The 23,361-nt window shown below is 52.1% G+C and carries 19 protein-coding genes and 4 tRNA genes; 7 read left to right on the top strand and 16 right to left on the bottom strand.

Features of this window, described 5'->3' with window-relative positions; genetic code table 11:
- Positions 1–95 precede the first annotated feature (95 nt).
- Complete coding sequence (locus tag AC3CB2_RS05465; RefSeq protein ID WP_352930318.1) at positions 96–1,697, bottom strand: alpha/beta hydrolase-fold protein; 1,602 nt, start codon at positions 1,695–1,697, stop codon at positions 96–98.
- Positions 1,698–1,760: 63 nt separating this feature from the next.
- Positions 1,761–3,797, bottom strand: a complete 2,037-nt coding sequence (locus tag AC3CB2_RS05460) for a TonB-dependent receptor domain-containing protein (RefSeq protein ID WP_352930320.1) — start codon at positions 3,795–3,797, stop codon at positions 1,761–1,763.
- A 261-nt stretch (positions 3,798–4,058) separates the two neighbouring features.
- Between AC3CB2_RS05460 and AC3CB2_RS05455 the strand changes: the two genes are divergently transcribed.
- The 4 genes from AC3CB2_RS05455 (at position 4,059) to AC3CB2_RS05440 (ending at position 7,818) form a co-directional block, all read left to right on the top strand.
- On the top strand, positions 4,059–4,523 hold the full coding sequence (locus tag AC3CB2_RS05455) for a hypothetical protein (RefSeq protein ID WP_352930322.1): 465 nt from the start codon (positions 4,059–4,061) through the stop codon (positions 4,521–4,523).
- Between the two features lie 51 nt (positions 4,524–4,574).
- Entirely contained in the window at positions 4,575–4,919 is a 345-nt protein-coding gene (locus tag AC3CB2_RS05450; RefSeq protein WP_352930324.1) for a helix-turn-helix domain-containing protein, read from the top strand.
- 146 nt (positions 4,920–5,065) lie between these two features.
- Positions 5,066–5,560, top strand: a complete 495-nt coding sequence (locus tag AC3CB2_RS05445) for a ferritin (RefSeq protein ID WP_008547124.1) — start codon at positions 5,066–5,068, stop codon at positions 5,558–5,560.
- 311 nt (positions 5,561–5,871) lie between these two features.
- Complete coding sequence (locus tag AC3CB2_RS05440) at positions 5,872–7,818, top strand: TonB-dependent receptor domain-containing protein (RefSeq protein WP_352930326.1); 1,947 nt, start codon at positions 5,872–5,874, stop codon at positions 7,816–7,818.
- 33 nt (positions 7,819–7,851) lie between these two features.
- Here AC3CB2_RS05440 and AC3CB2_RS05435 read toward each other — a convergent pair whose 3' ends face one another.
- The 3 genes from AC3CB2_RS05435 to AC3CB2_RS05425 all read right to left on the bottom strand — a co-directional run bounded on the left by AC3CB2_RS05435 (position 7,852) and on the right by AC3CB2_RS05425 (position 9,761).
- On the bottom strand, positions 7,852–8,310 hold the full coding sequence (locus AC3CB2_RS05435; protein ID WP_008547118.1) for a MarR family winged helix-turn-helix transcriptional regulator: 459 nt from the start codon (positions 8,308–8,310) through the stop codon (positions 7,852–7,854).
- 102 nt (positions 8,311–8,412) lie between these two features.
- A complete protein-coding gene (locus tag AC3CB2_RS05430) occupies positions 8,413–9,168 on the bottom strand; it encodes an anti-sigma factor (protein ID WP_352930328.1) in 756 nt (251 codons plus the stop codon).
- Positions 9,165–9,761, bottom strand: a complete 597-nt coding sequence (locus AC3CB2_RS05425) for an RNA polymerase sigma factor (RefSeq protein WP_352930330.1) — start codon at positions 9,759–9,761, stop codon at positions 9,165–9,167. Before AC3CB2_RS05425 ends, AC3CB2_RS05430 begins: the two co-directional genes overlap by 4 nt.
- A gap of 25 nt (positions 9,762–9,786) precedes the next feature.
- Between AC3CB2_RS05425 and AC3CB2_RS05420 the strand changes: the two genes are divergently transcribed.
- Positions 9,787–10,728: a c-type cytochrome gene (locus AC3CB2_RS05420; protein ID WP_352930332.1), complete on the top strand. Its 942-nt coding sequence runs from the start codon at positions 9,787–9,789 to the stop codon at positions 10,726–10,728.
- Between the two features lie 57 nt (positions 10,729–10,785).
- On the opposite strand, the gene AC3CB2_RS05415 is transcribed toward AC3CB2_RS05420, so the two are convergent.
- The 7 genes from AC3CB2_RS05415 to AC3CB2_RS05385 all read right to left on the bottom strand — a co-directional run bounded on the left by AC3CB2_RS05415 (position 10,786) and on the right by AC3CB2_RS05385 (position 16,556).
- The gene (locus AC3CB2_RS05415; protein WP_352930334.1) at positions 10,786–11,778 is read right to left on the bottom strand and encodes a beta-ketoacyl-ACP synthase III; all 993 of its coding nucleotides are present in this window, start codon (positions 11,776–11,778) and stop codon (positions 10,786–10,788) included.
- A complete protein-coding gene (locus AC3CB2_RS05410; protein WP_352930336.1) occupies positions 11,765–13,024 on the bottom strand; it encodes an adenosylmethionine--8-amino-7-oxononanoate transaminase in 1,260 nt (419 codons plus the stop codon). The genes AC3CB2_RS05415 and AC3CB2_RS05410 overlap by 14 nt, the downstream gene beginning before the upstream one ends.
- Positions 13,024–13,662, bottom strand: coding sequence for a dethiobiotin synthase (gene bioD, locus AC3CB2_RS05405; protein ID WP_352930338.1), 639 nt, complete (start codon positions 13,660–13,662; stop codon positions 13,024–13,026). Before bioD ends, AC3CB2_RS05410 begins: the two co-directional genes overlap by 1 nt.
- Positions 13,659–14,798 carry an 8-amino-7-oxononanoate synthase gene (locus tag AC3CB2_RS05400; RefSeq protein ID WP_352930340.1) on the bottom strand — a complete coding sequence of 380 codons (1,140 nt, stop codon included), beginning with the start codon at positions 14,796–14,798 and terminating at the stop codon, positions 13,659–13,661. The genes bioD and AC3CB2_RS05400 overlap by 4 nt, the downstream gene beginning before the upstream one ends.
- Positions 14,782–15,783, bottom strand: a complete 1,002-nt coding sequence (gene bioB / locus AC3CB2_RS05395; protein ID WP_352930341.1) for a biotin synthase BioB — start codon at positions 15,781–15,783, stop codon at positions 14,782–14,784. The genes AC3CB2_RS05400 and bioB overlap by 17 nt, the downstream gene beginning before the upstream one ends.
- A gap of 310 nt (positions 15,784–16,093) precedes the next feature.
- A tRNA-Arg gene (locus tag AC3CB2_RS05390) sits at positions 16,094–16,170 on the bottom strand.
- An 80-nt stretch (positions 16,171–16,250) separates the two neighbouring features.
- The gene (locus tag AC3CB2_RS05385; protein WP_008546405.1) at positions 16,251–16,556 is read right to left on the bottom strand and encodes an ETC complex I subunit; all 306 of its coding nucleotides are present in this window, start codon (positions 16,554–16,556) and stop codon (positions 16,251–16,253) included.
- 587 nt (positions 16,557–17,143) lie between these two features.
- Between AC3CB2_RS05385 and AC3CB2_RS05380 the strand changes: the two genes are divergently transcribed.
- Complete coding sequence (locus tag AC3CB2_RS05380; RefSeq protein ID WP_174519212.1) at positions 17,144–18,634, top strand: inorganic phosphate transporter; 1,491 nt, start codon at positions 17,144–17,146, stop codon at positions 18,632–18,634.
- Positions 18,635–18,983: 349 nt separating this feature from the next.
- Here AC3CB2_RS05380 and AC3CB2_RS05375 read toward each other — a convergent pair.
- The 4 genes from AC3CB2_RS05375 to AC3CB2_RS05360 all read right to left on the bottom strand — a co-directional run bounded on the left by AC3CB2_RS05375 (position 18,984) and on the right by AC3CB2_RS05360 (position 20,396).
- Positions 18,984–19,060, bottom strand: a tRNA-Pro gene (locus AC3CB2_RS05375).
- Positions 19,061–19,082: 22 nt separating this feature from the next.
- Positions 19,083–19,159: transfer RNA gene (locus AC3CB2_RS05370), tRNA-Pro, on the bottom strand.
- Between the two features lie 20 nt (positions 19,160–19,179).
- Positions 19,180–19,256 (bottom strand) — tRNA-Pro (locus tag AC3CB2_RS05365).
- Between the two features lie 390 nt (positions 19,257–19,646).
- Positions 19,647–20,396: a tetratricopeptide repeat protein gene (locus AC3CB2_RS05360; RefSeq protein WP_008546711.1), complete on the bottom strand. Its 750-nt coding sequence runs from the start codon at positions 20,394–20,396 to the stop codon at positions 19,647–19,649.
- 740 nt (positions 20,397–21,136) lie between these two features.
- Here AC3CB2_RS05360 and parE point away from each other — a divergent pair.
- Positions 21,137–23,233, top strand: a complete 2,097-nt coding sequence (gene parE, locus AC3CB2_RS05355; RefSeq protein WP_352930344.1) for a DNA topoisomerase IV subunit B — start codon at positions 21,137–21,139, stop codon at positions 23,231–23,233.
- The last annotated feature ends 128 nt before the right edge of the window (positions 23,234–23,361 follow it).

The raw sequence follows: 23,361 nt of genomic DNA, 5'->3' as shown, positions 1-23,361 counted from the left end.
TTGTCCCTATCTAAAATCAAAACTGAAAGTTGTCCAATAATACCTGAAGGTTACACTCAGAATTTTATGCAGATGCATCTATTTGTGATGTGTAGCTACTTCTGAGTGGTGCTTCCAAGCAGATGAATGAGGCCATCGCTGAGGATGGTTTGCCATGAAAACAGGTCATGTCCAGCTGCGTATGTTCTCATCTTAACTGGATAGCCTTTTGCTATCAGGACATCTCTAAGATGTTGATTGGAATAGAGGATACCTCGGTCTCTACCCCCAACTCCCTTCTCAAACAGCCCTGCACTCAGGAAGAATGCGATGTCCTGCTTTGGCTTGCTTGCAATGAGTTTGGCAACATAGTTCTCATCCCCTTCCTCTGAATACCAATAGGAGCCGGACATGGAGAGGACGTTTCCAAACTGCTGCGGATAGCGAAGGGCAACAGTGCTTGAAGCAAGACCGCCATAGCTGGAGCCAGCTAAAATGGTTCTGCCCGGTGATGAAGACGTCCCTAACTGCTCTTCCACAAACGGAAGCAGAGTTTTGGCCATAAACTGAGCAAAATCCGCATTGTTCGGCAGTTCACTAGACCGGGTTTTGCCATCAATATGAGAGATAAAAACCGCAGCGAGTGGCGGGACAACGCCCTTCGTAACCATGTTATCCAGAATGACTGGGACTGAGATGCGACCATTGTAGTGCTCTGCGTCAAACATCAGCAGAAGCGGAGCAGTTTCTTTTGACACCTCATAGCCTACTGAGCGGTAGATCCAGATGTTGCGCTTGTTTTCAAGGATCCGGCTCTCTATCACATGTTTGGTCAGAGAGCCTTTGGCAGCACCATGATTCTGCAGAAAACGGCCTTTGTCGGCTTTGGGCAAAAGAACCGTAGAGTGTTGATTATATGGATCAATTGCGTCTAAAGGCCATGGATGTTTGTTGAATGGGTCAGCTGACAAAGTTGCAAAGATTGCTCTGCGGCGTTCCATCCATGAGCCAGTAATCTGAGGAACGTCTTTTGCCAACTGATAAGACAATCGGGTTGTGTTGGGCACGACAAATGACTTGAACCTGACATCGCTGATGCCAAGTCTTTCCAGCTCTTCGTGATTGCTGGTTGGGGCGCCTAGCAAACGAACGGCGTTTTTCGCACCTTTGGCCAGAAACGTCAGGATGCTGTTACCATCCCCTTGATCTTCAATGAGTGGTGTGCCAGTTGCCGCCACTTCCGACCAGAAATCATCGGAGGTTCCGCCAGTTTTCAGATGCTCTGCCAGTTTTGCAATGCGTGGGCTAAGGTGTTCTTTTTGTGAGGAAACTTGCTCGCTCACAGCTACCTTTCTCAAAACAGAAAGCGTGAACTGGCCTGTCTGAACTGCTGAGACTTTAAGATTGATCGGTTGCTCTCCGGCAACCAACAGAAATGGAGCTCGGCCGATGTTCTCGGATACGAACCGGCGTATGTGTTTGCCGGTTGCTCTTTCAATGCTGTCCAGATGAAAACTTCCGGATGGGGCGGACCAGCCGAGATGGATGTAATCCCCCGGATCTGCCTGCAACTCAAACAACAGCTCCTGGCCTTGTTGAAGAGACACAGCTTCTACTGCTGTTTCGGAGCTAAGGGAACGTGCTGCACTGCTCGGCACGACACTTTGTGAAATCATAAGAACCAACAGGCCTAGAAGAGTTTTCTTGAATGAAAACATGATGGTATGCCTTTACGCGAAAAGGTGGGCTGTACCCACCTTCCCGTTTCAGTGTCCAACTCGTTAGAAACGTGTGGTGCCGGAGATGAAATAGCGGCGGCCATCAACGTTGAACTCATCCCAGTCCGTTTTGAGGATCTGATTATTTGCAATGTTCAGAACGCCTGCCCGGAGAGTGAAGTTCTCGTTCACATCATACCGGCCTGTGAAATCTGCGGTGACATAACCATTAACTTTGCGGGCGTAAGTCATGTCTCCATTGGCAGGTACTGAGGTGTACTGTTCGCCTACATAGTTGGCAGACAAAGCAAAACTCAGCTTTTCGTTAAAGGCGTAGTCCAGCTTGATGTTGGCAGAGTGTTCTGGCTGGAACGCCAGTGGAGCATCATTGGCGCTGGTGTTTTTAGCATCCAGATAGGTGTAGTTGGCGGAGACTGTCAGCTCATCGATTGGACGGACAGTCAGGTTCGCCTCTATCCCCATTGTGCGGGCTTCTTCAATGTTCTCAAACTTGAAGATTGGCTTCCCATCAGAGGTCAGTCCAACGTAGTTGGAGTAGGTCTGAGCTACTGCCACATCAGCGGTTCTGGCGGGTGGGAACTGGATCATGTCTTTGATTGTGTTATGGAAACCTGTCAGGCCTGCACTCCACTTTGCCTGATCATATTTAAAGCCGACCTCGAAGCTGCTGCCCACTTCCGGGTTCAGATCTTCAGCGCCCTCCAGAAAACAATCCCCGCCGCAGGAGACCTGTTTCCAATTTGGAGACAGCTGCAGAAGTGTTGGGGCTTTGAAGGAAGAGGACCAGCCGCCTTTGAATGTGAGGGCGTCGGTGAAGTGGTAGACGCCGTAAATACGGGGGCTGGCGTTCCAGCCGAATTTTTCGTGCTTGTCGAGGCGACCGCCGAGGGTGAGCTCGAAACTATCTGTGATTTCAAGGCGATCTTCGATGAAGGCTGCGGCTTGCCAGATGGAGCTGTCAGAGCCGCCCTCACCTGTCAGCACATACTTGTCTTCGAGGGATTGATGTTGATAAGCAGCACCTACAGTGAGATAGTTTGGCACGAGCAGATTAGCGTCAAAACTGACTTTACCATCCCCTGTGAAGTTGTAGGCAGTGTTCGGCATGTCTTCACCAGCGGCGTTGCCGTGGCCATAGGAGTTCTCGATCCGATCCCCGAAAGCACGCAGCTCGGTCTCACCAAACTCGTAGGAGCCATGGTGCGTTATGCCCCCGGAAATCCGGTCCAGAGTCGTCTTATCATGAGTGCGTTTGCTGTAACCTGCATTAAAATCGAAAGAATTTTCTTCGTTCACATCCCAGGTCACAGTTGTGTCGATATACTTGTTATCACTCTTGGCAAACCCTGCGTTGGCTCGCCCGCTTGGGCTATCCGGGTTCAGACTGCCGGAATCTTGACGGCGGAAATCCCAGCTGCCGTAGGTGCGCATGAAGAGTTTGTCCTTCAGCAACGGGCCGGAGAGATTGAAGCCTGTGCGGCCATAGTCACCGGATTTGCGGTTTTCCTGAAGGGTATATTCGGTGGTAAGTGAGCCGTGCCATTCTTCCGTTTCCTTCTTGGTGATGATGTTGACCACACCGCCAATGGCGTCGGAACCGTAGAGCGAGGACATGGGACCGCGAACGATTTCAATGCGTTCGACGGCTTCCAGTGGGACCCAGCCGGAATCGTAGTCGTTGCCGCGGAAAGCGTTTGGGGCGGAGGTGACGCGTTTTCCGTCAATCAGGAAGAGCGTGTAATTCTCGTTGAGGCCGCGGATCTGAACTTTGCTCTGGTTGCCTGCTCTGTTGAATGTGAGGCCCTCCACACTTTCCAGCAGGGAACGAACATCCTTTGCGCCCTGATTTTCCAGCTCTTCTGCGGTGATAACCGAGATGCTGGCCGGAGCATTCTTGTAGGTCACTTCAGAAGCCGAGGCCGTGACGACCACCTCATCCAGCAAGTTATTCTCTTGCGCGACAGCCGCTGTTGAGCAGGTCAGCGCCGTTGACACCAATAAGAGATTTAGTGCGTTGGTTTGCGTTTTTTTGCAGAAAAGGCCGTTCTTAAGTGCTTTTTCAACGCCGCGGCTGGTCATCGAGACATTCTCCAATCCTGTCCGCACGGCAGCACAGCACCATGAGCGCCTGCGGGGATAACAAGCACTTTGGGCACCTCATTCAGAGATGTTGGTTAGCTGGGAGGTCGCGCTGGACTAACTTCAATCATACGAAGTTTTAAACTTGACTTCAAAACTCATAATATATTTATGAGGAGGTGTTCGTCGATTGGAAATGCATTGGCGTGTGCGCCAAAAACATCTTCATGCGCGCCAATGAAAAGTCAGGGGGCATTTTCGGTGCAGATTGCGCAGCAGATTCGAGTCAAAGTTCTGGATGAGACCATGGGGCATCATGCGCATGATAGTCTGGTGGAGCTCTCACCCATTTTTCAGATTTTCATTTATCTGGAAGGACAGCAGCAGTTTTATATTGATGATGTCTATTTTGATCTAGATGCGGGCAGTCGAGATGCGCCCAAACCTCAGGCGCTGCTCTTCAATCTGAAAAAGAGTGCCAATCTACGTTTGAGACCGTGTGAAGCTGGGCATTCTTTGCGCAAAGTTGGCATAGCGGCACAACCGGACTGGTTTGGGTCTCTCGGACTGGAATCCCCTGCTCTTTCTGAGGAACTGCGCAGCTTCATGAACGGGCATTTGAACTACTTCATCTGGCAACCGGATGAGCAGATGGTGGAGTGTGCTGCTCGGGTTCTTTCCATGAGCTCTGAGAACTGTGATGAGATTGGCGGTTTGCAGCGCTAGGCGGAAGCTTTGGGGCTTCTGGCGCAAACTTGCGCGCATTTACGCGGGGCTGTGCAAGCAGAAGCGCAGGAAGATGACACGAAACTGCGGATCAAAGGCTTGAAGGTTCGCGAGTACCTGATGGAGCATTTGGGAGAAGACCTCTCTATTGAACGGATTTCCAAAGAGACGGGCCTCAGCAAGCGCAGCATTCAGCGGCATTTCAAAGAAAAGTATAATCTGACGGTCTCCGATTTCATCCGCAAACAGCGTCTGGAAAAAGCAAGACAAGCGATCAATAAGGGCGGCATTACGGTCGCGGAAGCAGCGTATATGGCTGGCTATAACAGCCCGTCCAGCTTCAGTAATGCGTTTAAACGGGTCTATGGCTCTGCTCCGAAAAACTGGCGGGCATGAGCACGAAAATATGCGCCACAAGTGCATTTGTGAAATTGCTAATCACTTGCAATTGCTAAGATAATTCTGTTGCAATTGACTTTGGTCAAGGCGATTAGTTTGTAGCTTTTCAAATCTGTCTCCACGAATTTTGATTGGAGATTATGATGAAACTGAACACAAAAGTTGCTGACGCCCTGAACCAGCAGATCAATGCTGAGCTGAGCGCATCCTACGTTTATCTCGCTGTGGCTGCTTATTTTGACTCTTGCGAACTGCCAGGTTTTGCAAAGTGGTTCCGCCTTCATTCCAAGGAAGAAACCGAGCACGCCATGCGTATCTATGACTTCATCGTCAAGCGCGATTCTCGCGTAACGCTGGAAGGCATTTCCGCTCCAACCGTTGAATTTGACTCAGCACAGGCTGCTATTGAGTTGGCCATGAAAATGGAAGTGAAAGTGACAGAGCAGATCCACGCTCTGTTCGATCTTGCCCATGAGGAAAAAGAGTACGGCACTCAGAACATGCTGCATTGGTTCCTGGAAGAACAGATTGAAGAAGAAGATCTGTTCCGCCGCGTTCTTGACCAGGTCAAAGCAGCTGGTGATGACCGTTGGCACCTGCTGACACTCGACGATCAGATGGGTCAGCGTCAGGCTTAACCCTTTTTGTTTTTATGAGCCCCTGCCAAGCGATTGGTGGGGGCTTTTTTTGTGTCTTTGGCCTGCCTGCTACGGCTCGTATCTGTAAAAATTACCAAATACACACAGGTGCAATTCAGCGTAAAATGCCCACTAACATATTGATATAAATAAAGAAGAGAGATTGTCTCCATCTGCAGTGCCATTTTGCCTATTTAGATGCACTTGCATCTATAATTTCCTTCCCATATACCCACGCGAATAAACATGAGTGATTTTCTCATATTTGATTCGCCGTAGGTAATACGGCCAATATGTGGGTGGGGACCATAATGAAGAAACTTCGGTGGCGTTTGCTTGTTTCCGTTTGTGTTTTAAACGGTGCTTATTTTTCTACCGGGGCTGCGGCGCAAGATAGTGTGGATGCCAGCGAGGAGCTGGATCCTGTTGTTGTTTACAGTTTCAACAACGACCGCTTTGCGGTGGCTGCAGACAGAAACACCTCAATCTACGTTTCCAGACAGGCGATTGAAGCAGCGGAGATGGGCACTCTGCGGGATGTATTTGCTGAAGACGCCTCAGTGACTGTTGGTGGCGGTATTCCGATTGCCCAAAAGATCTTCGTAAATGGTGTGGACGCGCTCAACCTGAACATGACCATCGAAGGGGCGATGCAAAACAACCGTGCCTTCCACCATGTGACAGCCAATGCCATTGATCCAGCTTTGTTGCGTGCCGTGCGTGTGGACGCCGGTATCGCGGCTGCAGATTCTGGTCCAAATGCACTGGGCGGCTCTATCGCCTTTCAGCTGATCGATGCGCTGGACCTGCTGGAAGACGGTGAGACCATGGGCGGCAAAGCCACGCTGAGCTTTGACACAAACGGCAACACGTTCTCTCAAGCCCTGACGGGTTTTGCTGAACACAACGGTTTTGATATTCTCGCCTTTGCCAAGAACGCCAAAGGACAGGATTACACCTCGGGCGGAGACTGGGAGATCCCAGGTACCGGCGCAAACCTGCAAACCGGCCTTCTCAAAGGTGGTTACACTTCAGACACCGGACACCGGTTTGAGGTTTCCGGTATGATGTTGAAGGACAAGGAAGAGCGGCCACATCGCGGGAATATTGGCTTCTTAACCTCAAAACCTAATGACACAATACGGTTGTATGACACCACACGTAAAAGCTTCTCATTCCGTTATGATCATCTGGAACCAACTGATCTTTACGATCCTGAGGTGGTTTTGGGCTTCAGCGAGAATAACATTGACGTACCTGTACCTCATAAAAGTAAGGGCACTTCCAATACACTAAACGGCAAAGTCGCAAACACTTTCCATTTTAGTGAAGATATTGGTTTCACAACGGGCTTCGATTTTTACAGAAAGACGGCGAATTATGAAGATCCGTCCTCTGATTTAGAAGAGGTTGCGACTAATTTCGGTGGTTTCGGACAAGTACGTTGGACACCTTTGTCGGCATTAAAGCTCTCAGCAGGCCTGCGTCTGGATCATCAGCGGTTTGAAGGTCTTGGAGATTTTGATACTTCTGTAACAGGGCTCAGCGGTAATGGGTCTGCATCCTATGAAGTCTTGGAGGGGCTCAAACTTAAAGCCGGTTATGCCACTGTTTTTGGTGGGATCGCACTGGAAGACAATTATGTTTTCAACCCATCCTGGGATTATTCCGGCATAAAACCATCACGTTCTCACAACGTGACCACTGGTTTTGAGTTTGAACGATCCGGCTTCTTGCTTTCAGGTGAAGTTTTCAGGACTGACATTAGTGATGCTCGATCAGGAGACGATAATGTCGACGTTCTTACTGAAGGCTTTAATTTAGCTGCGGGCTACAAATGGGGCTCAGGTGCAGCAAAAATCACCTATTCCAACACACGTGTGGAAGTTGATGGTGATGCAGCTGCCTCCTACATTGCACAGGACTTTGCCGCACCACTTGGACAAGTCATCGCATTCAATGTCTCCCATAAACTGGAAAACTATGATCTGACCGTTGGCGGCGATATTCAGGCTGCATTGGATTATGACACCGGATCTAGCGACTCCAACAGAACGATAGACGGTTACGCGGTTGTTGGGTTGTTCGCAGAGTATCAACCTGAACAGATTGACGGCTTGAAGCTGCGCTTTGAAGCGAACAATATCTTCGATGAAGATTACTCAGACCGTGGCACTTATGGTGGTGATTATCAGACAGTGCACACCTTGAAAGAACCAGGCCGGTCCTTCAGCCTGACGGCAAACTACAGATTTTAAACGGAATTTGGGCCGCTCCTGAGCGGCCCTTTTTTATGAATAGATCTTTGTCAGCAGTTTGAAGAGCGTAAAGGCCTCATCCTTACTGAGATGGGCGCCGACTTCCTTTTGAATAGTGCGGAAGTAATGGGGCCAGAGCTCTTTGTTGACGTCTGCTCCCTTCTTCGTCAGGAAGATCAGATGTGCGCGGCCATCTTCTTTATCGGGGTGACGCTCCACCAAGCCCTTCTTTTCCATCCGTGAGATATGGCGCGACATGGTGAACTGGGCCATGTAGAGCTTGTCCTGCAAATCAGCGGCCTTTGCGCCCTGCTCTCCTGCCCGTTCAATCTCCAGCATGATCTCGTACCAGACCGGATTATCAATGCCGTAGTCACGCAAGCTCCGCTCAAATCTTGGGTAGAGGTAGCGATGAGCCCGCATCAGGTGAAACCAGGCACGACTGGCCAGTTCTTCCTGATTTTCCGCTTCAATCTCATTGTAAGTCTTCATAAAACAACATCCTGATCGGCAATCCCGAAGACTTATCATAAGAACCCGTGGCAATGCAGGGGCTCTTGAAGATACTGACAGAAAGATAAGTGCTTAGATGACCTACAGAACGCGGGAGTGGATTTGCTGGGCCACGGTGTCGATGCGGTTCTGGTTATCGCCGCCTATGACCAGATAGCGGTAGCCATTGCCGGTCCAGTCGGCGGCGGCCATGCCTTTCAGATTATCGGAGTGCATGGCGGTGTCTGATGCGCCGGTGTCTTTCAGAATGCAGAATGCGATGGGAGCGCCATTTGGATCCGCGAAGACGATCTGGATCAGCGGAGCCCCTTCATGGCCGAGGATCTGGGTTCTGAGCAGTTTCAGGCCTTGCAGGTCCGTCAAATCGCTCAGGTTAAGCTGCTGGCCCACTGCGGCAGAGGCTATGGCAAGCTCCTGTTTCAGTTCGTCTTCTGAGCGGTTGAGAGAGGCGATGGTGTCTTTGACGTAAAGGGCCTGATAGCTGGCGACTTCCTGACGCCAGTCAGGTGCATCATCCGCCCAGATCATCAGGCCAGCGCCGATCACAAGACCAGCTGCAAGCGTTGCCGCGCGGGCGCCCCATTGGCGATAGAACGGTGTGGCCAGGACTTCCTTACTGGTGGGATCTTCAAAGATCTTCTCTTCCAGTTCCTCCAGGTGTTCTGGAGCTGGTTGATCTGCAAAGCCGTGCTGGACGACTGGAATCAGGCCTTCCAGAGCCAGAAGGCGTTGTTCAAGGATCGGGTCGTTTTCCAGATCAGCCTCGATCTGCTGGGCCAGAGAGGCTTCTGCTGAACCAGCGAGATAGGAACGCAGTTGTGCATCAGTGTATGTCATGCCAGCTCTCCTTTCTTCATCTGGTTGGCGTGATCCTGTTGCAAAGGTGCCAGTGTTTTGCGGGCAGCAGATAATCGACTCATGACCGTCCCAATAGGAATACCCAAAATTGCGGCTGCTTCGCGATAGGTGAATTGCTCTACAAAAACAAGTTCCACCACAGAACGCTGACCTTCTGGCAGCTGCATCACTTGCTTAAACACTTCAGCGGCAAAAATATTCGTTTCTGGAGATGGCGACGGGTCAATAAGGCCAGATTCCACGGCGGCATCAAGCTGTCCGGTCTTTCTGAGGTGCTGGCTGCGCATTTCGTTGAGCCAGATGGACCGGCAGATGGTCATGGTCCAGGCGGCGAAGTTTGAGCCGGCCTTAAACTGGCTTTCTCTTTCCAGTGCACGCAGGCATGTGGCCTGCACCAAATCGTCGGCCAGATCCTTTTGCCCGGCCAGCGATAGCGCAAAGCGCCAGAGCCTTGGCATCACTGTGATCAGATCACTTTGAAAACGCTTCGGATATTTTTTTCCAAAATGCATCGAATAAAAGCCAGCTGTCGTGTGTTTCCCATTTGATAGCAACCAAAAATCGTCAATCACATCAAATCACGAAGGCGACATACCTATGGTAAAAACCTTTTTCCGCACCTCTGCGATGCTTTTACTGTTGTCCGGCAGCGCTCTTGCACAGAGCTGGACAGTTGACAGCGACAGCTCGCGCCTTTCCTACGGCACAATCAAGAAGAACTCCGTTGGCGAGGTGAACAGCTTTGAGAAGCTTACCGGCACCGTTTCTGAGGATGGCAAGCTGCAACTGACCATTGATCTGGGCTCAGTTGAAACCAACATCGATATCCGCAACGAACGTATGCGCCAGATTGTGTTTCAAAGCATTGGTGCGGCTGATCTGACAGCGCAGCTGGATATGGATGAGCTGACTAAGCTTGGAGTAGGTGAGACGACCGTTGTTGATCTTGAAGCCACGCTAAACTTGCTTGGAACCGAAGTTCCGCTGGAGACGGAAGTGTTTGTGGCCCGGATTTCTGAAGGCAAGGTTCTGGCGACCACCAATGACATGCTGTTTTTAGGGACAGAGGAAGCTGGTGTGAACGCTGGCGTTGATCAGTTGAAAGTGCTTGCCAAGCTGAACGGCATTACGCGCACAGTGCCGGTGACCCTGCGCCTTGTTTTGAATGCTGATGGCAAGCAGGCAGCTGCCGCACCTGCGCCCGTAGCGGCCCCGGTTCAGGTGGCGCTGGCTGGTGATGTGAAGGCGGGCAAGAAGGTTTTTAAGAAGTGCAAGGCCTGCCACAGCGTGAAGGAAGGCCAGAACAAAGTTGGCCCGAGCCTTTATGGCGTGATTGGCAGCCAAGCTGGTGCTGTTGAGGGCTTCAAATATTCCAAAGCCATGGCGAGCGCGGATGTAACGTGGGATGCAGAGAACCTGACTGAGTTCCTCGCCAAGCCAAAGAAGTTTATTCCGAAGAACCGTATGGCCTTTGCAGGCCTGAAGAAGCCAGCAGATATTGAGAACCTGCTGGCTTATCTGGACAGCGCATCAAAATAACTGCGGTTTGATGCGCCAGCGCCCGCTCGTTTTTCCACCGCGAGTGGGCGCCCCTTGTTACATGCCGATCAGCAAGGAACCGCTGACGAAACCGGCGCCGATGGCAGACAGTAAAAGCTTGTCACCGGGCTTATAGCTGCGCTCTTCACGGCATTTAGACAGGCTGAATGGGATCGTTGCCGCAGAGCTGTTGCCGTACTCCCCCAGAGTCATCAGAGTCTTGTCGGTGTTTATTCCAAGATTGGTTCCGACGGCCTGAATGATCCGTGCGTTGGCCTGATGGGGTGCCCAGTGGTTCACATCAGATGGTTTCAGCCCGGCCTTGTCCAGTATCTTCATGGCAGAGTCTGTGAGGGTGTTCACCGCTTTGGCGAATACGGTCTGACCGCCTTTCAAGCTCATCAGGTATTCGTTGGGGTCCATATCCGGTCGATACGGATTGCGGCTGCCGCCACCGGAGATCTTGATGAGATCGTAGTAAGCTCCATCTGAGGCGAGGTCGGAAGCAAGGATGCCTTGCCCGTCCTGCGTTGGCGGTGTCACCACAACTGCACCTGCTGCATCAGCAAACAGCACGCGGCTGGCACGCTCTTCCGGATTGATGCGTCGGCTCAGGATGTTGGCTGCGACCACCAGAACCGCAATGCCCTGCGTTTTGGCATAGGCATCGGCCATAGCGAGTGCGTATAGGAACCCGGCGCATGCGCCTGCCATATCGATGCCGCCGGAGTTCGGCAGCCCGAGCTTGTGCACCAGCAGCGGTGCGGATGGCGGCAGCAGGTGGTCTGGTGTGCTGGTGGCCAGCAGTGTCAGGCCGATCTTGGACGGATCGATGCCGGAATCTTCGATGGCCATTTGTGCAGCTGGCAGAGCAATATCTGTCAGCGCCTGATCTGGAGCTACATAGCGACGTGCGCGGATGCCTGTACGGCGCTCAATCCAGCCTTCTTCAAGGCCCAGATCCTGCTCGATTTCTGCGTTTGCTACACGTCTTTGCGGGGCATAGTGCCCAAAACCGATCAGTCCGCCGCGATCCTTACAGGAGTTCATCAGCAGCCTCGGCAATTGCATCGTAGATCTGGTTGATGTCTTCTTGCGTTACGCAGTAAGGCGGCATGGAATAGAGTGTGTTGCCCAGTGGGCGCAGCAGCAGGTTCTTAGTTTTGAAGAACTCATAGAGGCGCGGACCAACATCGGACAGATAGCCGTGATCCTTCACGTTGATATCCATTGCGGCGATGGTGCCGGTCTGACGGATGTTGGTGAAGCGGTCGTCATCCTTAAAGCGCGCCAGACCTGCTGCCTGCATTTCTATGAGCTTTTCAATGCGCTCGTAGACAGGTTCGTTCTCCCAGATCTCCAGATTGGCAACTGCTGCAGCGCACGCGATCGGGTTGGCCGTGTAGGAGCTGGAATGGAAGAAGGTTTTGCTTCTGTCTGTCGAATAATGCTCATCATAGATCTTTGAGGAGCACATGGTAATCGCAAGTGGCAGAGACCCACCGGTCAGGCCCTTGGAATAGCAGGCAATGTCTGGTGTGATTTGGGCATGCTCACAGGCGAACAGCTTGCCGGTGCGGCCCCAGCCGGTCATCACTTCATCAGCGATGAACAGGGTATTGTGCTTTTTGCAGGTCTCATAGAGCGCCCGCAGCGTTTCTGCGGAGTACATAAGCATGCCCCCCGCGCCCAGAACCAGCGGTTCGACAATAAAGGCGGCAACATCGCCTTGAGCGCAGAGCTTTTCCAGCTCATCAATTGTGGCTTGCTCGTTGCCCGCAGACGGGAACGGCACTTTAGCCACATCAAACAGCAGCGGGTTATAGGGCTGGTTGAACACTCCGCGCTCACCGACGGACATGGTGCCGATGGTGTCGCCGTGATAGCTGTTTTCCATCACGATGATGCGCTGGCGGTTCTCGCCCAGATGATGCCAATAGCCGAGGGCCATCTTCAGCGCTACTTCCACACTGGTGGAACCGCTATCGGAGAAGAACACGTAATCCAGCCCATCTGGCGTGCAGTTCAGCAGCTGCCGGGCCAGACGTTCAGCCGGTTCGTGGGTGTGGCCTGCAAAGATCACCTGATCCAGCTTATCGGCCTGCTCTTTGATGGCGCCGATGACGTGCGGATGGCAGTGACCATGGGTGACGACCCACCAGGATGCGATGGCGTCGAGCAGCTTTTCGCCGTCAGCCTTGGTCAGGTAAGCACCGGAACCGCCGGTAATCTTGGTCATTTCCTGCAGCACGGCGTGCTGGGTGAACGGATGCCAGATTGGTGAGCTCTTGGACATTAGGCGGTCTCCCCGGTTTGCGTGTGAAAATCTTCCAGACGGAAGTTCTCAGCAAACGCTGTTCTTATTGTTTCTGGGGTGATTTCTTTCAGCAGCGGTAAGCGGCCAAGCTTTTTAACGCCCGCGTACTCTGCAATGGTGCGCTCAGAATCTGCCACTTCATCGCCAATGAATACGATACCAAGCAGATTGCAACCACGGGCTCGCAGTGCTTCAATTGAAAGCAGGCTGTGATTGATGGTGCCAAGACCTGTGCGCGCACACAGCACAATGGGCGCCTGCCATTTTTTGAAAAGGTCGATGTAGAGCGTCTCGCGGGTGAGCGGGACCATAAGGCCACCTGCCCCTTCAACCACCAGAGGACCATCAACCTCAGGCAGGGTCAAGTTCTCGACATCAATCAGAACGCCTTCTTCCTCTGCAGAAAAGTGCGGAGATGCCGGGATTTGCAGGCGATATGTTTCTGGCAAAGCGGTGCAGCCTGTGAGGCGCGTGACGGCCAGCGTATCTGTTTCTTCTTCCAGGCCAGACTGGACTGGTTTCCAGTAGGTAGCAGACAGTGCCTGTGTCAGCGCAGCAGAGAAGATTGTTTTGCCGATGCCGGTGTCTGTACCGGTAACAATGATTGGTTGTGTCATGACGGAACCAGATCCATTTCTTCTGCAAGCACTTCAAACATGCTGGATACATCAGCCTTGCTGGCGTGCAAGGTCAAAGCAATACGTAGACGGGAGGTGCCACGCGGAACGGTTGGTGGGCGAATGCCGCGGATGTCGTAACCGGTTTCCTGCAGGGCCTTCGCAATGCGCATGGTGCGTTTGTCATCGCCAATCAGGAACGGCAGAATATGCGTTCCGCTGCCCTTTTGACCGCACAGACGCTCCATTTCCGCGTTTGCGTGGGCCACCAAATCTGCCAGTTGCTCCCGGCGCTGCGGCTGGTTCCGCACCAGTTGCAAAGACGCGCGGACAATGGCGGCGACCAGTGGAGATGGCGCCGTTGCGTAGATGAATGCGCGGGCACGGTTAATGAGATAATCGATCATGACCGATGGACCGCACACAAGAGCGCCGGATGCGCCCAGTGCTTTGCCACAGGTGTGCAGTGAAATGACGTTTTCACGGCCTTCAAACTCAGCCGCCAAACCTCTGCCGCCCTCGCCCAGAACGCCGGTTGCATGCGCTTCATCAACCAGCAGGAAGGCATCGTGCTGATCAGCAAGCTCTAGCAGTTCCTTGATCGACGCCTGATCGCCATCCATGCTGTAAAGGCTTTCGCAGGCCAGCCAGATGCGGCCCGTGCCACCCTGCTCGCGCCACTGCCTGATACGGTCCTGCGCGTCTTCCAACTGATTGTGGCGGAAGGCCATGGACTGCGCTGAACCCAGCTTGATGCCGTCGTGGGCACTGGCGTGGATCAGGCTGTCGTGAAGCACCAGATCGCCATTTTGAGGAAGCGTGGAGAACATGGCCAGATTGGCGTTATAGCCGCCACCGAAGAATAAGGTGCGTTCAGCGCCAAAGAGCTTGGCAGCTTCTTCCTCCAGTGCCTCATGTTCAGGATCATTGCCGCGCAGCAGACGGGAGCCGCCTGCCCCCATGCCAACGCCACGTTGCAGTGCATTTTCTGCTGCCAAACGCAATTCTGGCGCTGTTGTCAGCGCCAGATAGTCGTTGGATGAGAAATCGCAGCCATGCGCTTTGAGCAGGGAACGGGATCTGCCCCGTTCCGCCAGACGCTCCAGCGCACCCTGATGCTTATTCAGCAGGCTCATGGGCAGCCGCACAGCTCTTCAGCCCCATTGGGCGGATGCCAAGGCGTTTGAACAGAGCTGCGTCCTTGGAGTCTTCAGGGTTGTCTGTGGTGAGCAGCGTGTCGCCTTTGAAGATGGAGTTTGCACCCGCAAAGAAGCTCATCGCCTGCGTTTCATCAGACATTTCCGTACGGCCTGCGGACAGGCGCACGTGGGATTTTGGCATCATGATGCGGGTAACAGCGATCAGACGAACGAAGTCGATCGGATCAACTGGCTCAGCATCCTGAAGCGGTGTACCCTCAATCGGGATAAGCATGTTGATCGGCACGCTGTCCGGATGCTCATCCAATGTGGCCAGGGAGACCAGCATGTCGAGGCGATCCATGTCTTTCTCGCCCATGCCGACGATGCCGCCGGAACATACCTTGATGCCCGCTTCCTTCACCAGATTGAGGGTGTCGATACGGTCGGAGAACTTACGTGTTGTAATGATCTCGCTGTAGTAGCGCTCAGAGGTGTCGATATTGTGGTTGTAATAGTCTAACCCGGCATCTTTCAGGCGCAGGATTTGCTCAGGGGTCAGCATGCCAAGTGTCATGCAGCTTTCCATGCCGAGCTCTTTAACGCCTTCCACCATCATTTCGATGGCGCGCATGTCGCGGTCTTTTGGAGAACGCCAGGCAGCACCCATGCAATAACGGGTTGCACCGCTTTCCTTTGCCTTCTTGGCTTCTTCAAGCACCATCTGCACTTCAAGCATCTTTGAGGCGGAAAGCTCGGTGTTGTTGCGAGCGGACTGACTGCAATAAGCACAATCTTCCGGGCAACCGCCTGTCTTGATGCTCAAGAGCTGGCTCTGCTGGACCTCATTGGGGTCAAAATGCTCGCGATGAACGCAATGAGCTTTAAACAGCAGGTCATTAAACGGCAGGTTGTAAAGGGCTTCAGCCTCTTCACGTGTCCAGTTAGTACGGATTTCTGATGAATTTTGCACGCAGTTCAACTCGTTGATTTCCCCTAGGGCGTGTTTTGCCGTCAAATACAGCAAAAATGTGGCATGCACAATGATCTATTAGAGGAATTTATTAAAACTGCGGCGGATTGAACACCTTATATCCCTTCAGTTTTACTGGGGTTTTGAGAGGTTCAAAACTGCAGATTTCAAAGAGCTTCGCAATCGTGGAATACAAAGCTGCACCGCTCAACTGATGAGACGAATTTACTCTTTAGGTGCAAAAACGGAGAAAGCGGTTTCAACATCGCCATTGATGGCAATGTGTGCCGCTGCTGCTTGAAATTTAGGGAGAGAAAAGTGGCGATCCCTGCAGGATTCGAACCTGCGACCGTCGGCTTAGAAGGCCGGTGCTCTATCCAGCTGAGCTAAGGGACCGCTTTGGCTCGGGGCGATCAGCTCGCCCCTTGCGTGAGATGTTTCATAAGGCCGTTAGAGAATAATCTCAATGCCGAAACTTAATGTGTCCACGGAGATAATCTGTCAAAACGGAAATTATCTGAATAAGATGCGCGGCGGTGCTTGCGCTTTGCCTCTTCGTCAACACGGTACTGAATGTTGTTGCGGCTGGCATATGCGACCGCTTCTTCCTTGGAGGAGAATTTCAGCTTCACCTGCTGCTTCATGTCGCCGGAAGATGTGTAGCCCATGAGCGGATCAATGGACTTTGGAGACTGCGGATCAAACTCCAGCACCCAGTTGTTGGTCTTGGCGGTTCCGGACTGCATGGCCGTTTTGGCTGGATTGTAGATTCTAGCTACCATGTCACCTCTCTTGCTCGCATCGGAATCGGAAACACGTTTTCCAAGGCGAAATACCAGTTTTCCTGTTTCTTCTCCAATTATGCCATTGGTGTCAATGCACTTGGTAAACCTATACCGATTTCTCTTAGTAAATAACTATAGATGCACTCATTGCGGCAGTAAGTGCAATAATTGCGCTCATAGGTGCAATATTTGCGGTTTTGACTTCAGTATTATTGGACTTGACGCTGAGCCATTTTGAGTGAAGGTAGTGCGAAGTTTTCGTGAAATATCTGTGACTAGTTACTTCTCCAAAGTTTATAGGTATTTTTAACTTGAAATATACCGGCGCAAAAACTAGTTTGCGCGCGAACTGAGCGTTCACCGGAAATAAAAGCGCTTGCAGGTAGCTTTAATACACAAAGTTCCTCGAGAAATGTTTCCGGCGCAGGCTCATTTGAAGGCAAAGATGCCACACTAAATGACATGCACTCACCTGTCCTTATCGGATGATGAGGGGTTGGGTGCCAAATTGCAGTGGGTATGATGCTTGCTGCGCGGTGCATGAGAAACTACGCGAAGAAGACGCGGCGAAAAAAGTATACAGCATGTCTAACCTTAGAAAAAAGCCGACTCTAGACAAAGACTTAGAAAAGTTTTCCAGGCTAGAGCTGGCCGGCAACGCAATGGCACGGCCATTGGTTGCTCCTGCGGTCGCATTTGTTTTTCTAATGTTCGCTATGGCGATGGCTGGTTTTTATGTCTCTGACCAACCAAACGCTATTATTATTGTTGCTGCAGCTGGTATTGGCGCCTATCTGGCGATCAACATCGGCGCAAACGATGTAGCAAACAATGTGGGCCCTTCCGTGGGCTCCAAAGCTCTCACAATCGGCGGCGCCTTGCTGCTGGCTGCTATCTTTGAGAGTGCTGGCGCTTTGATTGCCGGTGGTGACGTTGTTAAAACGGTTTCCAAGGGCATTATCGACGCAAGTCAGGTTGGTGATTACACCGACTTCGTAAAGCTGATGCTGGCAGCGCTGATTTCCGCTGCAATCTGGCTGAACCTTGCGACCTGGATCGGCGCACCTGTTTCCACCACTCACTCCATTGTTGGGGGCGTGATGGGTGGCGGCATTGCTGCTGCTGGTTTCAGCTCTGTAAGCTGGGGCACCATGGCCGGCATCGCGGCTAGCTGGGTTATCTCTCCGGTTCTGGGCGGCATCATTGCTGCACTGTTCCTGGCTTTCATCAAAAGCTTCATCATCTATCAGCACGATAAAATCGCTGCGGCGCGCCGCTGGGTGCCGTTGCTGATTGCGATTATGGCAGGCGCATTTGCAACCTACCTGGCGATGAAGGGCCTTAAGAAGATCGTCAAGATCGACATCGAGATCGCTCTTCTGATTGGTGCAGCTGCATTTGTTATCGCACTGCTGGTTTGTCGCCCACTGATCCGCAAGCAGTCTGAAGGCATGGAGAACCGTAACCAGTCTCTGCGTACGCTGTTCCGCTGGCCTCTGATTTTCTCTGCTGCGCTTCTCTCATTTGCGCATGGTGCAAACGACGTTGCGAACGCGATTGGTCCACTCTCTGCAATCGTGCACACCATTCAGGAAGGTGGCATTGCGAAAGCTGTTGCGATCCCTCTGTGGGTGATGCTGATCGGTGCGTTTGGTATTTCCTTCGGCCTGATGCTGTTTGGCCCTAAGCTGATCCGCATGGTTGGCGAGAAGATCACCAAGCTGAACCCAATGCGCGCTTACTGTGTGTCCCTGTCCGCTGCGATCACCGTGATCTTTGCAAGCTGGCTCGGCCTGCCTGTGAGCTCCACCCACATTGCTGTGGGTGCGATCTTCGGTGTTGGTTTCTTCCGTGAATGGTACACCATGAAGTCCAAGCGTCGCATTGCTTTCGTGAAGCAGAGCACTGGCATGGAGACCTTCAAGCAGAATCGCGTCAAGGAAGACGAGAAGCGCCGCATGCTGGTTCGCCGCTCGCACTTCATGACCATCATTGCTGCATGGGTTATCACTGTGCCGCTGGCGGCGATCCTGTCTGCTTGCATGTTCTTCGTCGTGGACCTCTTCATCTTCTAAGAAGAGCCAAACAACACAAGATTTCAAAAGCCCGGAGGTTTACGCCTCTGGGCTTTTTTGTTGCGCCCGCGCCCTTCCCTCATGGCAAAGCTGGATGCTCTTTATGAGGCGCATAGGAATGCCTGCAGAGCCCACTAGGCGTCTTTCGTACAGCCTTTGCGTATGGACCTACAAACGCAACTAGAGGGCCTGCGAGTAGGCTACCGCTCCAGCATAAAGGTCTTGATCGTACGAGAAAGTTTCGGCTTGCCTGATGGGCCCATGTCTATTGAGAGCATGGCGCAACACAAAAAAACACGGAGATGATCCGTGCTATTTCAGTCTTAAATTTTAAGAGAGAAAGAGAAGATGGTCGGAGCAGCAGGATTCGAACCTGCGACCCTCTGGTCCCAAACCAGATGCGCTACCAGGCTGCGCTATGCTCCGAACTAATCTTCGGGTCGATAGATGGTCGGAGCAGCAGGATTCGAACCTGCGACCCTCTGGTCCCAAACCAGATGCGCTACCAGGCTGCGCTATGCTCCGATCTATCTCGGGTTGATGAATGGTCGGAGCAGCAGGATTCGAACCTGCGACCCTCTGGTCCCAAACCAGATGCGCTACCAGGCTGCGCTATGCTCCGTTACTCATCAACGTGACGCCCCGCGGCGTCTTGTTGAGGCAGGTATATAGGCAGAGTTTTAAAGCTTGGCAATAGCGTTTTGTAGTTTTTCCCAAATCATGCGTGAAAAATGAGAAATCAGCTTCCAGCTGTTGAAAAGGCTGAAATTTCAGGGGCTTAAACAATATGCGTGAAGACTGTGAAAATTTTAGCTTTTCTGCGGGGTTCAGGCAAAAAAAGAGGGTGAGCCAAAAGACTCACCCCAAGTACATTCCAGAGACCCGCATCGGGGTCTACAATCGCCAAACAGAGGTCAATAACAAAACTTGAATATTGAACTCATGATTTAAATCGCAGAAATAACCTGAGTGGTCAAGTCATATTTAGAAGAAAATACAGGAAGGACGTGGATTAGTTGCTGGAAGCAACCACGTGACCGCGTTTTGCGAGCCATTCATCAGCCCATTCAGCGGATTTGCGGCGCTCTTTTTCAGAGGCCAGAGAAAATGCTTTCTCGTGCAGCGTGACGATCCAGGTATCATTCGCACCACCGACAATCTGCCTGCGCGCCAAAGTCATCCATTTCAGACCGGTTATGCGGGCTGTGGTAAGTTCTTCTGTAAAGTAAAGAAGTTCGCCAAACTTGGCTTGAGCGCCCACATGTCCTTTTACAGCAGCCAGTTTGAGCCAGCGTGCTGCGAGGCGGCGGTCATGATCGGGAAGCTTGTCGTCCAGATACATAAGGCCGAGATTGTACTGGGCGTCTGCATCACCGAAGTAAGACGCGGCGTAGGTGAAGACCTCACGTGCCTTATAGGTGTTCTGCTTGACTGGGGTATCGCCAATGCCTGTCAGGAAGTAACGGCCCAGTTCAACGAGTGCGCTTGCCACGAAAGGAGCGGAGCGCGCGTTGGGACCATCAGAAGAGTATTCACGCACGACCTGAGAAAAATACTGGAACGCCTGAAGGTCATCTTCTGGCACACCATCTCCTTGCGCGTACATTCTGCCGAGTTTCCAGGCGGCCATGGCCTGCCCGTTTTCAGCGGCATAGCGGAGCGGAGAAAGTGCCTTGTCTTTTTCACCGGAGTAGTAAGCGCGGGCCCCTTCTTTCAGAGCCTGCTGAGGTGTGACATTTGCCATCTGGTTGACGGCGGCCATTGCGTCGGCACTCTTATTTGAATCGAATGCGTAAACATTTCCAACTGCAGCGAACGTGAGAACCGAGACACAGCTCAAGCTTGTTATAAGACGCGTAAACGCAGCGCGGTGCGTCACCATTCCATCTTTAAACAATGCTTTTTTCAAAGTGCCTCACTTGACCGCTATCGAATGATCAACGGTTCTGACTTCTCATGTTTTCATGCCGTCGTTGTAGGTTCAGGCTATGAAAGGAAAAAATGTCAATTTTGTTTCCAAAGGCGACATATCTTCAAATTGTCACAAATGATCTTACAAATGCCTAGCTTTCAATCTGATTGACAAAAAACCTACACAGTTCGACCACCTCTCAAACATGGACAAGGCAAACTATCCAATTTGCCTTTACCGAACCAGTGTCAGTTTCGACCATTCGGGTCAGCGTAATTTCATGTTGCAAGCTCGCAACAATCTACAGCACATGACGCTACTGCATTGTGTATGCGCGGTGTAAAGTTTTGACCACAGGCCATAGGGTAATCAGAAATGCCATTTGTATTTTCGCCGCGAATGGCGCATATGGCTGTCAGATGCCCACTAAAGGTGGGGCTCGGCACATTCAGGTAAGCGAAAAAGCGTATATCTGGCGCTTACCCACAAGGAACAAGAGTAGAACTCCGGCAGATCTTTGCCCTTTTCTCTCAGTCCTGCAAAACTGCCGTTTGATTCGAGACTACTGAGCGCAAGACCAAAGAGGTACGATGAGCACGCCTGATGATCTGTTTGCAGATGTTACCAAAAGCATGGATGAGCTAACATCCTCTTCTGGCAGCACTGAGAAGAAACAAGCACCAGCAGCAAGCGCACCGTCCTCCCCTGCCAAATCATCCAGCGCAGGCCGGACTCCTCCTCCTGCGGCTGCGGGTGATGCGGAATATACTGCTGCCGACATTGAGGTGCTTGAAGGGCTGGAGCCAGTCCGTCGCCGTCCGGGTATGTATATTGGCGGTACGGATGAAAAAGCGCTGCACCATCTATTTGCTGAAGTGATTGACAACTCCATGGATGAGGCCGTCGCCGGCCACGCCAGCTGGATTGATGTCTCCTTGAGTGACGATGGCTATCTGACCATCACAGATAACGGTCGCGGGATCCCGATTGATCCGCACCCAAAATATAAAGACAAGTCTGCGCTGGAAGTCATTATGACGACCCTGCACGCTGGCGGTAAGTTTGACAGTAAAGTCTACGAGACCTCCGGTGGTTTGCACGGCGTGGGTATTTCCGTTGTGAACGCGCTCTCTGAAGAGCTGGTGGTTGAGGTTGCCCGTAACCGGAAACTTTATCGCCAGACGTTCCGCCGCGGCCTTGCTGACGGTGGGCTGGAACTGGTTGGCGATGTTCACAACCGCCGCGGCACCATGGTGCGCTTCAAGCCGGATGCGGAAATCTTTGGCAAAACACTGAAGTTCAAGCCTGCCCGGCTAATGAAGATGGCCCGTTCCAAGGCTTATCTGTTTGGCGGTGTTGAGATTCGCTGGCGCTGCGCCAAGTCTCTGGCAGATGAAGCCAATGGTGTTCCTGAAAGTGCAACCTTCCATTTCCCGGGTGGTCTGAAGGATTATCTGGAAGAGGCGTTGGGCAAAGAACGCCGCGTGACTGATGAGGTCTTTGCAGGTCGCACACAAGCAACCGGCAAGCACGGTGCTGTTGAGTGGGCTGTTGCCTGGTTTGCAGGCGATGGGTTCGTCAATTCTTATTGTAACACCGTTCCAACCCCGGAAGGCGGTACGCACGAGACCGGGCTGCGTTATGCCCTGCTCCGTGGCCTGAAGGCTTATGGTGAGCTGATCGGCAACAAGAAAGCTTCTATTATTACTGGCGACGATGTTCTGACGTCCGCTGCTGGTATGCTTTCCGTATTTGTGCGTGAGCCGGAGTTTGTTGGTCAGACTAAAGACAAGCTCGCAACCAACGAAGCGACACGTATTGCAGAAAATGCTGTTCGTGACGCCTTTGACCACTGGCTGACTGCTTCCCCGAACCAAGCCAACAAGTTGCTGGAATGGGTTATTGATCGTGCGGAAGAGCGCCTGAAGCGTCGTCAGGAAAAAGACGTTGCTCGTAAGACCGCTGTTCGCCGTCTGCGTTTGCCGGGTAAACTGGCAGATTGTTCTACCAGTAAGTCTGATGGTACTGAACTGTTCATCGTGGAAGGTGACTCAGCGGGTGGATCTGCAAAGCAGGCCCGTAATCGCTCAACACAAGCTGTTCTACCGCTGCGTGGTAAGATCCTGAACGTTGCAAACGCTGGTCGTGACAAGCTTGTAGCCAACCAGCTTCTCTCTGATCTTATTCAGGCATTGGGTTGTGGCACTCGTTCCAACTACGACGATAAAGATCTGCGTTATGAGCGCATCGTGATCATGACCGATGCGGACGTTGATGGTGCGCACATTGCGGCGCTGCTGATTACCTTCTTCTATAAAGAGATGCCTGATCTGATCAACAACGGGCACCTTTATCTGGCTGTTCCTCCGCTTTATCGCATCAGTCAGGGCGGCAAGACGCTGTATGCCCGTGATGATGAGCACCGTGAGCAGCTGCTGAAGACCTCCTTCAAAAAGAACGGCAAGATTGAAATTGGTCGCTTTAAAGGTCTGGGTGAGATGCTGCCAGCGCAGCTGAAAGAAACCACCATGGACCCGAAACGCCGCACTCTTTTGAAAGTGGTTGTTGGCGAAGATGAAGTGATTGAGACCCGCAGCGCTGTTGAGCAGCTGATGGGCAACAAACCTGAGGCTCGCTTCAACTTCATTCAGGAGCGCGCGGAGTTCGCGACTGATCTGGATATTTAAAAGAGCCTTAATTCTGAATAGTTGCTGAGTTTTACGTAGGTTAGAACTCAGCAACCTTGGCATAACTTGAAGGAATATATCGGTTATGCCGCAGAATTTATTGACAACGCTGCTTAGAAATGTAGTGT

This window comes from Pseudovibrio sp. SCP20 (genome assembly GCF_057774105.1).
Note: the sequence above shows the minus strand (reverse complement) of the source record. Positions and strands in the feature narration are given on the sequence as shown.